This is a genomic window from Micromonospora sp. CNB394 (assembly GCF_000374985.1).
In the GTDB taxonomy this organism is placed as follows: domain Bacteria; phylum Actinomycetota; class Actinomycetes; order Mycobacteriales; family Micromonosporaceae; genus Micromonospora; species Micromonospora marina.
Genome location: NZ_KB895851.1, coordinates 48,357 through 60,702, shown reverse-complemented (window position 1 = coordinate 60,702; position 12,346 = coordinate 48,357). Strand labels below are relative to the sequence as shown.

At 70.8% G+C, this 12,346-nt stretch carries 9 protein-coding genes; 4 read left to right on the top strand and 5 right to left on the bottom strand.

Features of this window, described 5'->3' with window-relative positions; translation table 11 throughout:
- Positions 1 to 38: 38 nt before the first annotated feature.
- A complete protein-coding gene (locus C569_RS0123490; RefSeq protein ID WP_018788191.1) occupies positions 39 to 1,001 on the bottom strand; it encodes a TIGR03557 family F420-dependent LLM class oxidoreductase in 963 nt (320 codons plus the stop codon).
- 293 nt (positions 1,002 to 1,294) lie between these two features.
- Here C569_RS0123490 and C569_RS0123485 point away from each other — a divergent pair, with 293 nt between their 5' ends.
- Positions 1,295 to 2,683 (top strand): cellulase family glycosylhydrolase, encoded by a 1,389-nt coding sequence (locus tag C569_RS0123485; RefSeq protein WP_018788190.1) that lies wholly within the window; start codon positions 1,295 to 1,297, stop codon positions 2,681 to 2,683.
- 207 nt (positions 2,684 to 2,890) lie between these two features.
- Positions 2,891 to 3,847, top strand: a complete 957-nt coding sequence (locus tag C569_RS0123480; protein WP_018788189.1) for an SDR family oxidoreductase — start codon at positions 2,891 to 2,893, stop codon at positions 3,845 to 3,847.
- Here C569_RS0123480 and C569_RS0123475 read toward each other — a convergent pair.
- Genes C569_RS0123475 through C569_RS0123460 form a run of 4 tightly spaced genes read right to left on the bottom strand, consistent with a single transcriptional unit; the run spans position 3,844 to position 9,269 of the window.
- Entirely contained in the window at positions 3,844 to 6,051 is a 2,208-nt protein-coding gene (locus C569_RS0123475) for an alpha-galactosidase (protein ID WP_018788188.1), read from the bottom strand. The genes C569_RS0123480 and C569_RS0123475 overlap by 4 nt on opposite strands.
- A complete protein-coding gene (locus C569_RS0123470; protein WP_018788187.1) occupies positions 6,048 to 6,929 on the bottom strand; it encodes a carbohydrate ABC transporter permease in 882 nt (293 codons plus the stop codon). The genes C569_RS0123475 and C569_RS0123470 overlap by 4 nt, the downstream gene beginning before the upstream one ends.
- Positions 6,926 to 7,879, bottom strand: a complete 954-nt coding sequence (locus tag C569_RS0123465) for a carbohydrate ABC transporter permease (protein WP_018788186.1) — start codon at positions 7,877 to 7,879, stop codon at positions 6,926 to 6,928. Before C569_RS0123465 ends, C569_RS0123470 begins: the two co-directional genes overlap by 4 nt.
- A gap of 22 nt (positions 7,880 to 7,901) precedes the next feature.
- Positions 7,902 to 9,269, bottom strand: a complete 1,368-nt coding sequence (locus C569_RS0123460) for an ABC transporter substrate-binding protein (RefSeq protein ID WP_231394875.1) — start codon at positions 9,267 to 9,269, stop codon at positions 7,902 to 7,904.
- 243 nt (positions 9,270 to 9,512) lie between these two features.
- On the opposite strand from C569_RS0123460, the gene C569_RS0123455 reads away from it, so the two are divergent.
- Entirely contained in the window at positions 9,513 to 11,522 is a 2,010-nt protein-coding gene (locus C569_RS0123455) for a beta-galactosidase (protein WP_018788184.1), read from the top strand.
- A gap of 34 nt (positions 11,523 to 11,556) precedes the next feature.
- Positions 11,557 to 12,333 carry a DeoR/GlpR family DNA-binding transcription regulator gene (locus C569_RS0123450; protein ID WP_018788183.1) on the top strand — a complete coding sequence of 259 codons (777 nt, stop codon included), beginning with the start codon at positions 11,557 to 11,559 and terminating at the stop codon, positions 12,331 to 12,333.
- The last annotated feature ends 13 nt before the right edge of the window (positions 12,334 to 12,346 follow it).

Below are 12,346 nucleotides of genomic sequence, written 5' to 3'. Positions count from 1 at the left end.
GCGTCAACTCCTCAGCGGGGGAGGTAGCGGTGCGACTGTCACAGCTCGCGCAGCCGGGGCAGCAGCTCTTCCTGGGCCCAGTCGAGGAACATCGGCTGGGTGCCGCCGCCCACCTGGACCAGGGCGACGTGGGTGAAGCCCGCGTCGACGAACTTCTTGAACGCCTCGACGTGCCGGTCGGTGTCCGGGCCGCAGGAGATGCCCTCGGCCACGTCCTCCTCCCGGACGAACCGGGTGGCCGCCTCGAACGAGTCCGGGCCGGGCAGGTCGGCGTTGACCTTCCAGCCCAGGCCGAACCAGCGGAACTGGTCGTGCACGATCTTGCGGCACTCGTCCTCGTCCGGGCCGTAGCAGATGGCGACCTGCCCGTAGCGGGGGCGGCCCGCGCCGCCCGCCTCCTCGTACATGTCGATCAGGTGGGACAGCGGGTCGGTGGCGATCATCGCGTCGGCGTACTCGGCGGCCAGCGTGGCGGACTGCCGCCCGGACGCGGCCACCGCCATCGGCACCGGCCGCTCCGGGCGGTCCCAGACGTACGCGTCCGGCACGTCGAAGTGGTTGCCGGAGAACGTCAGCGTCTCGCCGTTGAGCAGCGGCCGGATGATCTGCAGCGCCTCCTCGAACATCTCGTGCCGCTGCTGCACGTGCGGCCATCCGCCCACCACGTGCTCATTGAGGTTCTCCCCGGCGCCGAGGCCCAGCGTGAACCGCCCGTCCGAGAGCACCCCGATGGTGCTGGCCTTCTGCGCCACCACCGCCGGGTGGTACCGCCGGATCGGGCAGGTCACGAACGACATCAGCTCGGCCCGGCTGGTGGCGTGGGCGACCGCGCCGAGCACCGACCAGGCGTACGGGGAGTGGCCCTGGGACTCCAGCCACGGGTAGTAGTGGTCGGACATGACCAGATGGTCGAAGCCGGCGGCCTCGGCGCGTACGGCGTGGTCGACCAGTTCCTTCGGGCCGGCCTGCTCGCACATGAGGGTGTAACCGACGTTGACCATGGCACGTCTCCTTCCCGGGCGGATCGTCCCCGGATACCCCGCCCGGCGCGCCTCAACCCTGCTGTCCGCTTTCGCTGGTGCTCTTAACCGGTTGAGCTCCTAAGCTCCGGCGAGTGTCACCTTCTCCCCGCTGATGCCGCTTAACCGTTTGCCTCAAGGTGTCCATCGCCCTACGCTGATGCCTGCGTCCGTTCGGGAACCGGGCGGCGGCTACCGGGCTCAGTCGCCACCACCTCGTCACCGTCACCGCACCCCCGCTCGGGCACGGGGGAGACCTTCCCCTGAGGACAGCCATGAAGAAACTGCTCTCCGTCGCGGGCGCCGCCCTGCTGACGGCCCTCGCCGCCGTCTTCGCCCTCGGGCAGCCGGCTCACGCCGCCACCGGGTTCTCCGTCTCCAACGGGCGGCTCTACGACGCAGGCGGCGTCGAGTTCGTCATGCGCGGGGTCAACCACGCGCACACCTGGTACCCGCAGCAGACCAGCTCGTTCGCCGACATCAAGGCGCTCGGCGCGAACACCGTCCGGGTGGTGCTGTCCAGCGGCGACCGCTGGACGAAGAACAGCGCCGCCGACGTGGCCAACGTGATCTCGCTGTGCAGGGCCAACCGGCTGATCTGCGTGCTGGAGGTGCACGACACCACCGGGTACGGCGAGGAGAGCGCCGCCGCCTCGCTGGCGAAGGCCACCGACTACTGGCTGAGCATCGCCGACGTGCTCAAGGGCCAGGAGAAGTACGTCATCGTCAACATCGGCAACGAACCGTTCGGCAACCAGGGCTACAGCGCCTGGACCACCGACACGTCGAACGCGATCAAGCGGTTGCGCGCCGCCGGCCTGACCCACACGATCATGGTGGACGCGCCGAACTGGGGCCAGGACTGGTCGTTCACCATGCGCGACAACGCCGGCACCGTCTTCGCCGCCGACGCGCAGCGCAACACCGTCTTCTCCATCCACATGTACGGCGTGTTCGACACCGCCGCCGAGATCAGCGACTACCTGGGCCGGTTCCGTGCCGCCGGACTTCCGATCGTGGTCGGCGAGTTCGGCTTCAACCACTCCGACGGCAACCCCGACGAGGACGCCATCATGGCGTACGCCCAAGCCAACGGCATCGGCTACCTCGGCTGGTCGTGGAGCGGCAACGGCGGCGGCGTGGAGTACCTGGACATGACCACCGGCTTCAACCCGGCCCAGCTCACCAGCTGGGGGCAGCGGATCTTCAACGGCGCCAACGGCATCGCCGCCACCTCCCGCGAGGCGTCGGTGTACGCCGGCAGCACCCCGACCGCCAGCCCGACGGTCAGCCCCACCGTCAGCCCGACGACCAGCCCGACCGTCAGCCCGACTTCGCCGCCGCCCACCACGCCCTCGCCGTCCGGTGGCTGCACCGCCACCTACACTGTCGGCAACTCGTGGCAGGGCGGCTTCCAGGGCGAGGTCAAGGTGACCGCCGGAGCCGCCGCGATCACCGGCTGGACGGTCCGCTGGACGTACGCCAACGGCCAGTCCGTCACCCAGGCGTGGAACGCGAGCGTCAGCAACAGCGGGTCGGCGTACACCGCCCGCAACGTCGACTACAACGGCCGCCTGGGCGCGGGCGCGAGCACCAGCTTCGGCTTCATCGGCACCTGGCAGGGCACCAACTCCATCCCCGCGGTGACCTGCACCCCCGCCTGACCTCTATCCGGTGATCAAGGAGTTCGTGTCACCGTCGGCATCCGATCGGGACACGAACTCCTTGATCACGGGGCGCGGGCGGGGCGGTGGCGGATCGGTGATTGACCGGCCCTCTACCGAGGGTTGGTTGAGTCCACCGGATCCGCAACCGTCCTCGGCGTCGAGGGCGGCGCAAGATCCCCACCTGTCGTCCAGGAGGGTCTTGCCTTGCGCCGAGTCATCCCCGTCGCGCACGCCGACCGCGCGCCGCTGCATCTGATCACCGCCGTCGCTCCCCGCAAGGACGCCGGCAGCAGTCCCACCGGCATCGTCGGGCGGTGCCTGGCCCGGCGCCTTCTGGACGCCGGTGACCGGGTACGGGTGTTGGCCGAACCCGGTCAGACCGACGGCTGGCCCGACGACGTGGACCTTGTCGAAGGCTCGATCACCCGTCCCCTGGACCATGCCGCGGTCTTCGCCGGCGTCGGGACGGTCTTCCTCGCCGGAGCCGTGGCCGACACGACGTCGGACGTGGTGTGGCTGGCCCGCGACGCCGGGACCACCAAGGTGGTGGTGCTGTCCTCGCACGGCACCGAGTACGAGCCGGACTACCCGCCCGAGAACTGGTTCTGGCTGGCCATCGAGCAGACGGTCGAGCGATCGGGCCTGCGCTGGACGCACATCCGCCCGTCCGCGGTGATGGGCGCGGCGATCGAGGGCACCTACCCCGCCACCGGGTCGGACTGGCCGGAGACGATCCGCGGCGAGCGCACCGTACGGGAGGCGCTCCTCGAAAGCGGCCAGTACCCGTTCATCCACGAGGACGACCTCGCCGCCGTCGCCGCCGTCGCGATGCGGACCGACGACCACGTGGGCGCCGTGCTGGAGGCGGTCGGGCCGCCGATCAGCACCCGGTCCCGCCTGGCGGGCATCGGCCGGGCCATCGGGTGTGAGATCACCGGCGTCGAGGTGTCCCCCGAGGACAGCCGGGCGATCTGGCGACGGCACGGCTGGACCGACAGCGGCATCGACGTGACCCTGTACGCCCTGCGCGAGTACCACCTGCGGTTCGACGAGCTGACCGCGTGGACATACGCCCAGCGCCCCAGCGTCGCGGACCTCATCGGCCGCCCGCCGCGCAGCTTCGACGACTGGGCGGCCGAGCACGCCCACCTGTTCCGCTAGGCCGCGACGACCTCCAGCAGGAGGGCCTGTTCGGGGTGCAGAGCCGGCAGTTGCAGGCCCACCGAACCCAGCACCGAACCGCTCACCGTGACGCCATCACCCGGCCAGGCCAGCCAGCCCGGCGGGGACAGCTCCAGAAGCGCCGGCTCGGGCGCCCCGTCGGGCGGGCGGACCCGGTAGCGCCGGGCCGGGTCCAGCCCGGGCAGCCGCACCGCGCCCGGCACCTGCGCCGCCGACGTGGCGACCCGGCTGACCGCGTACACCGCGTGGGAGCTGTCGTGGGCGACCACGCCGTGGGCCTGCACGGCCGTGTCCGGGTGGTCGACCCGCACCACCCGGCCGCCGTGCAGCAGCGGACGCAGCCGCTTGTGAAGCGCCACCCAGGCGGTGAGTTCGGCCCGCTCGCCGGGCTCGATCGCGCTGATGTCCCACTCGATGCCGTGGTGGCCGAACAGCGCGGTGACCGCCCGGAAACCCAGGTCGTGCACGCGGTGCGTGGTGTGCGAGCGCTCCGGCCCGATGTGCGTGCCGATCAGCTCCGGCGGCAGCAGCAGGCCGGTCCAGCGCTGGATGGACAGCCGTTCCAGCGCGTCGTTGCAGTCGCTGGCCCAGACCCGGTCGGTGCGGCGCAGGATCTCCAGGTCGACCCGGGCGCCGCCGGACGAGCAGCTCTCGATCTCGACGTCCGGGTGCCGGGCGCGCAGCTCGTCCAGCAGCCGGTACACCGCCAGGGTCTGCGCGTGCACCCCGGGCCGTCCGCCGTGCCCGGCTTCGGTGAGGTCGCGGTTGTGGTCCCACTTCAGGTACGCGATCCCGTCGTGCTCGCCCAGCACCGCGTCGAGCCGTTTGAGCAGGTACGCGTACGCGTCCGGGTGGGCCAGGTCGAGCACCTGCTGGTGCCGCCACGGCGGCGGCAGCCGGCCCGGCGCCTGGAGCACCCAGTCCGGGTGGGCGCGGAACAGGTCGGAGTCGGGGTTGACCATCTCCGGCTCCACCCAGAGCCCGAACTGCATGCCGTGCCCGCGTACGTGGTCGATCAGCGGCTGCAACCCGTCCGGCCAGACGTCGCCGTCGACCCACCAGTCACCGAGCCCGGCCTGGTCGTGCCGCCGCCCGCGGAACCAGCCGTCGTCGAGCACGAAGCGTTCCACACCGACCTCGGCGGCCGCGTCGGCGAGCGCCCGCAGCCGGTTCAGGTCGTGGTCGAAGTAGACCGCCTCCCACACGTTCAACGTCACCGGCCGCGGTGTGCGCGGGTGCGACGGGCGGGCCCGCAGGTGCGTGTGCAGCGCCTCGCTGAGCCCGTCCAGCCCGTCGGCGGAGTGCGCCGCGTAGAGCAGGGGAGTGACGTACTCCTCGCCCGGCTCCAGCACGACCTCGCCCGGCGCCAGCAGTTCACCGCCGCCGAGCGTGGACTCACCGGTGGGGCGACGTTCGGCGGCGGTGACGTGGTCGCCGCTCCACGCGGTGTGCACCGCCCACACCTCGCCGTGCCGGAAGCCGAACCCGGCGGTGCCGGTGACCAGCAGCAGCGTGGCGTCGTGGCCGGTGCGGCCGTGCCGCCCCTCGCGTACCCACGCGCCCATCGGCCACGGGTGCCGCTGCGGCGCGCGTTCCCGGCACCACCGCCCGGTCAGGTCGAGCAGTTCGGTGGCGACCGCCGGCACCGGCAGCACCGGCGTCAGTTCCCGCAGCTCGTACCGGCCGTCGCCGTCGTTGCGCAGCCGGTGCCGCAGCGTCAGCACGCCCGCCGCGTCCAGCGTGATCTCGACGCTCAGGCTCAACCCCGCGTCCGGGTCCGCCGCCCGCACCACCACCCGCCCTGCGGTAAGGAAGGGCCCCCTGTTAACGCCTGGTGCAGGTAAAGGGTCCCCTCCTAACAGCTCAGGCGGCGCGGCGAGGTCGTCGTGCACGTCGAGGCCGGTGAGGCGGAACGCCGTGGACCAGTCCCGGCCGTCGCGGTGACCGGCGAGACCGGGCCGCCCGCTCCACCCGGCGCTCGCCTCGGGCAGCAGCGACAGCACCGTGGGCGCGTCGAAGCTGCTCGGCACGACCGGCGGCATGGTGGCGTCGGCCAGCGCGGGCAGATCCCCGTCGGGCAGCGGGCCGAGGTCGGCGCCCCAGTGCACGACCCGGGGCAGGCCCGGGCCGCGCGCGTCGAGCACCAGGCTGGTCCGCGCGCGGCGCAGGTGGACGATCGTCATCCCTTCGAGGCTCCCAGCGTCAGACCCCGGACGAACTGCTTCTGCAGCAGGAAGAAGATCACCAGGGTGGGGATCGCGACCAGCACCGAACCGGCGGAGACCAGGTTGTTGTCGGTGAAGAACTCGCCGCGCAGGTTGTTCAGCGAACTCGTGACGGGGAACTTGTCGCCGGTCCGCATGAGCACTGTGGCCCAGAAGAACTCGTTGTAGATCCAGGTGACCTCCAGCGTCGCGAGCGCGGCGAGCGCCGGACGGCACAGCGGCATCGTCACCTGCCAGTACTGCCGCCACACGTTCGCCCCGTCGACCATCGCGGCCTCGTACAGCTCGTGCGGCAGCGCCTTCATGTAGTTGCTGAGCACGAACACGCAGAAGCCGCACTGGAACGCCACGTTGACCAGGATCAGCCCCCAGTAGCTGTCGTACAGCAGCTCCGAGTCGCTCATCCAGGCCGGCAGCGGGATCTCGGTGAACATCCGGAACAGCGGGATGAGCAGCGCCTGCTGCGGCAGCAGGTTCGCCGCGGTGAACAGGCCGAGCAGCGCGATGTTGAGCTTCCAGCTGAACCGGGCGATCACGAACGCCACGCACGAGGCGAGGAACAACGTCAGCAGCACCGCCGGGATCGTGATGTACGCCGAGTTGAGGAAGTGCTTGCCGAACTCGGCGGTACGCCAGGCGGTGACGTAGTTGTCGATCGTCCAGCCGCCGAGCGACACGTAGCCGTTCACGGCCGTGTACTCGTAGGAGCGGAACGAGGTGAGCACCGCCCAGAGGATGGGGAACAGCCAGCCCACGGCGACCGTACCCAGGAACAGGTGCAGGACGACCCGGCCGGGCCGCACGGGGCGGCGGCGGCCGGTGGAGACGGCGGTCATCGCTTGTCCTCCCGCATCACGGTCCAGAGGTAGATGGTGATGAAGACCAGCGAGACGGCCAGCATGATGGTGGCCAGCGCCGAGCCGAAGCCGATCCGGCTGGCCTCGCCCACGACGTTCTGGGTGACCAGTGCGGAGATCAGTTCCAGCCCGTTGCGGCCCTTGTTGATGACCCAGACCAGGTCGAACGCGCGCAGCGACTCGATCACCGTCACCACCAGCACGATGATGTTGATCGGGCGCATCACCGGGAAGACGACCCGGAAGAACGTGCTGGTCTCCGAGGAGCCGTCCACTGCGGCGGCCTCCCGCAGCGACAGGTCGACGCCCTTGAGGCCGGCCAGGTAGAGCAGCATGATGTAGCCGACGTGCCGCCAGCCGGCCGCCACGAGCACGGCCCAGATGTTGACGTCCGGGTCGCCGTACCAGTCGGTGTCGCCGCCGAACACGCCGTTGAGCAGTCCTTGGTCGCGGCTGTAGATGAGCTGCCAGACGAAGCCGATGAGCGCCAGCGACAGCACCACCGGCAGGTAGAGCGCGGTCTGGTAGAAGCGGCTGCCGCGAATCTCCTTGTCGAGCAGCACGGCGAGGAACATGCCGAACGGGGTGGCCACCACGAACAGCGCGGCCAGCCAGAGCAGGTTGTTCTGCACGGCGGGGACGAACGGGGGGTAGATGTTCACCACGTCGTCGTAGTTCTTGGCCCCTACCCATTCGATTTCGGAGACCGGGCCGATGCCGTCCCAGTTCGTGCCGGAGAGCAGCACCGTCGCCACCGCGGGCAGCCAGACCAGCCCGGTGACGAGCAGCAGGGGTACCAGCACCATCAGCGTGATCACCACGCGGTCGGTGCGGGACAGGAGCCGTAGCCGGCGACCGCGACCACCGGTGGTGGTCGCGGCCGGCGGCGGCACGGCGCGATCCGCTTGGATCAGGGGCAGGTCGGACATGGTGTCCTTCCCCCTTCCGCCGTCAGCTGGTGAAGATCGACTTCTTCTGGTTCTCGATGCTGGTGAGCAGCCCGCTGATGTCCTTCGGGTCCTTGATGAACTGCTGCAGCGCCGGGATGATCACGGTGGAGGCGAAGTCCGGCCGGGTGTCCCGGTCGAGGAACTGGGCGATCTCGGTGGCGGAGCCGACCAGCTCGGCCGCCTTCTTCTGCAGGGCGGTGTAGGCGCCGGTGTCCGCGCCGCTGTTCGCGACCAGCGTGCTCGGGTCGTTCTTGACGGTGATGTCCGCCGCCTCCTTCGAACCCAGGTACGTCAGCAGTTTCTGCGCCGCGTCCTGGGACTTCGGCTTGCGGGCCATCATGTAGCCGTCGATCGGGGCGTCCAGCGCCTTCGCGCCGATCGAGGAGTCGATCTCGGGGAACGTGAAGAAGTCCAGGTCCTCCAGGTCGGCGCCGCTGAACTGCTGGCCGACGAACAGGCCGAGCAGGTACATGCCGCTCTTCTTCTGCTGCAGCGACTGGGCCGCCTCCTGCCAGGTGCGGCCGAGCGAGTCCGGCTGGTGCAGGGGGAGCAGCCCGGCCCAGGTGTCGAAGACCTTCTTCACCTTGTCGGAGGTCCACGCCTCCTTGCCGGCCATCAGGTCGATGTGGAACTGGTAGCCGTTGATCCGCAGGTTGAGGATGTCGAACGTGCCCATCGCCGGCCAGCCGTCCTTGTCGGCGAACGCGATCGGGTCCAGGCCGTCCTTCTTCATCCGCGCGCCGAGCGTGTTCAGGTCGTCGAGCGTCCGGGGCACCTCGTAGCCGCGCTGCTGCCACACCGACTTGCGGTAGAAGACCGCCCACGGGTAGTACGACGCCGGCACGAAGTACTGCTTGCCGTCGTCGCCGGTGGACGCCTTCTTGAACGCGTCGGAGTAGCCGTCGAGCTTGCCCCACACGTCGCTGAGGTCACCGGCCAGGCCCTTGGCGGCGAAGAACCGCATCCGGTAGCCGGCGAACCAGGTGAACACGTCGTCCGGCTTGCCCTGGAGGTAGTTGTTGATGTTCTCCTGGAACGTGTTGTGGTCGACCGTGTTGATGTCGACGGTCACGCCGGAGGACGTCTTGAAGCCGTCCATCACCTTCGCGACGACGTCCTTGGGTTTCGGGTCCGACTGGTTCGAGCCGAGGGAGACGCTCGTGGCGTCGCCGCCGGACCCGGAGTCGGAGTCGCCGCAACCGGCCAGCAGACCGGTGCCGAGCAGCGCTCCCGCGCCGGCCGCGCCGGCGAGCAGCGAACGCCGGTTCAGGCCGGCGACGGACGGGGGTACGAGCCGGGCGAGGTATTCGGCTTGCGAGCGGGGACGGGACATGGTGCCTCCTGCGGGGAAGAGGTGCGCTGCGCTCATGGACCGTGATCGTTGGCGGTGGCCGGTGTTCATGTCGGTAGCGGTAGATCCACCGAGAATCCACACGTCCGAACACAAACAGCCGGTGGCGCTTGAAGCTACCCCTTGGCGTGGCGCTGTCAAGGGGGCAAAAAGGCGACGCTGCCGGCGGTCAGGCGGCGCAAAGTCCCGGTAAACGTTGGAACTTCAGTCGATGTTGGAAAGTGTTGACTTGGGTGCTGTTCGAGGGCAACCTCTGCTGTCATGCGGAACTGGCACGGCGAAGGCATCTGGTACGGCGCGGACTACAACCCGGAGCAGTGGCCCGAGCAGACGTGGGCCGAGGACATCGACCTCATGCGACGCGCCGGGGTCAACCTCGTCTCGGTCGGGATCTTCTCCTGGGCCCTGCTGGAGCCCGCCCCCGGCCGGTACGTCTTCGACTGGCTGGACCGGGCGATCGACCTGCTGCACGACGGCGGCATCGGCGTCGACCTGGCCACCGCCACCGCCAGTCCACCACCGTGGCTCGCGCACCGGCACCCGGAGACGCTGCCACGCCGCGCCGACGGCACGGTGCTCTGGCCCGGCGGCCGGCAGGCGTACTGCCCCAGCTCGCCGGTGTTCCGGGGCCACTCGCTCGCCCTGGTCGAGGCCGTCGCCCGCCGGTACGCGCGGCACCCCGCCGTCGTGCTCTGGCACGTCTCCAACGAACTCGGCTGCCACAACGTGCACTGCTACTGCGACGTCAGCGCCGAGTCGTTCCGCGGCTGGCTGCGCGAGCGCTACGGCGACCTGGACTCGCTCAACGCGGCCTGGGGCACCGCCTTCTGGAGCCAGCGCTACCACGACTGGGCCGAGATCAACCCGCCGCGTACCGCGCCGACGTTCGCCAACCCCACCCAGCAACTGGACTTCCTGCGCTTCTCCTCCGACGAGCAGCGCGCCCAGCTGCGGGCCGAGCGGGAACTGCTGAACCGGCTCGTCCCGCAGCCGGTCACCACGAACTTCATGATCGGCACCGGCATCAAGTACCTGGACTACCACTCCTGGGCCGCCGACGTGGACGTGGTCGCCAACGACCACTACCTCACCGCCGCCGACCCGCAGCCGCAGGTCAACCTGGCGCTGGCCGCCGACCACACCCGGGGCGTCGCCGGTGGTGCGCCGTGGCTGCTGATGGAGCACTCCACCAGCGCCGTCAACTGGCAGCCCCGCAACGTGGCGAAGACACCCGGCCAGATGCGCCGCAACAGCCTCGCCCACGTCGCGCGCGGCGCCGACGGTGTGCTGTTCTTCCAGTGGCGGGCCTCCCGGGCCGGCGCGGAGAAGTTCCACTCCGCGCTGGTGCCGCACGCCGGGCCGGACACCAAGGTGTTCCGCGAGGTCTGCCGGCTCGGCGCCGACCTGCGCGCGCTCGCGGAGGTACGCGGCAGCCGAGTCGACGCCGACGTGGCGATCCTGTTCGACTACGAGGCGTGGTGGGGCGCCGAACTCGACTCCCACCCGAGCGTCGACGTCACGTACACCGATCGGCTGTCGGCGCTGCACGCCGCGCTGTGGCGGGCCGGGATCACCGCCGACGTGGTGCACCCGTCGGCCGACCTGTCCCGCTACCGGCTGGTCCTGGCGCCGACGCTCTACCTCGTCCGCGACGCCGACGCCGCAGCGCTGCGCCGGTTCGTGGAGGGCGGCGGCACGGCTGTGGTCACCTACTTCAGTGGCATCGTCGACGAGCACGACCACATCCGGCTCGGCGGCTACCCCGGCGCGTTCCGCGACCTGCTCGGCGTACGCGTCGAGGAGTTCTTCCCGCTGCGCGACGGCGAGACGGTACACCTCGACGACGGCGCCCACGCCGACGTGTGGACCGAGTGGCTGCACGCGGAGGGCGCTGAGGTGCTGGCCGCGTACACCGACGGGCCCCTGCCCGGCGTGCCGGCACTGACCCGGCACGCGGTCGGCGCGGGCGCCGCCTGGTACGTCGGCACCCGGCTCGACGACGACGCCACCGACCGGCTGGTGGCAAGGTTGCTCACCGAGACCGGCGTACGCCCGCCGGTCGGCGCGCCGGCCGGGGTGGAGGTGGTCCGCCGCCGCTCGGCGGACCGGAGCTGGCTGTTCGTGGTCAACCACACCGGCCGGCCGGTTCGGCTGGCGGTCAGCGGCGTCGAGCTGCTCGGCGGCACCCGCTGCGACGGCGAGCTGGAGGTGCCGGCGGGTGAGGTGGCGGTGGTCCGCGAACAGCCCGCGCCGGTGCCCGCCACCGCCTGACCGGTACGTGGCCGTTCGCGCCGAGGAGGTTCCCATGCTCGCCCAGCAACGGCAGAGCGCCATCCTGGAGTTGATCCGCCAGCGCGGCGGCGTCCGGGTCAGTCACCTGGTCAGCCGCTTCGGCGTGTCCGACATGACCATCCGCCGGGACCTGGAGGTGCTGGCCGACCGCGGCCTGATCGACAAGGTGCACGGCGGCGCGACGCTCGCCGGACCCGGCTCCACCGAGGAACCCGGCTTCGCCGCCAAGTCGGTGCGCCAGCAGGCCGAGAAGCGCGCCATCGTGGAGCGGGCCGCCGGGCTGGTCGAGCCGGGAATGGCGGTCGCGTTGTCCGCCGGCACCACCACCGCCGCGCTGGCCGCCCGGCTGGCCGAGATACGCGGGCTGACGGTGGTCACCAACTCGATCCCGGTCGCCGACGCGCTCTACCAGAATCCCCGCGCCGACCAGACAGTGGTGCTGACCGGTGGCATCCGTACCCCGTCGGACGCGCTGACCGGCCCGGTCGCCGAGGCGGCCATCGCCGCGCTCAACGTCGACCTGCTGTTCCTCGGCGTGCACGGGATGAGCCCGCGTACCGGCTTCACCACGCCCAACCTGCTGGAGGCGGCGGTGAACCGGCGGCTGATCGGGTCCGCGCGCCGGCTGGTGGTGCTGGCCGACCACACCAAGTGGGAGACCATCGGCATCGCGACAATCGCGCCGCTGGAGGAGGCCGACCTGCTGATCACCGACGCCGGCCTGCCGCCAGAGGCCCGCCGGCAGCTCGGTGAGCAGGTCGGCGAGCTGGTGGTGGTCCGGACGGACTGAGGCCACGGCGCGC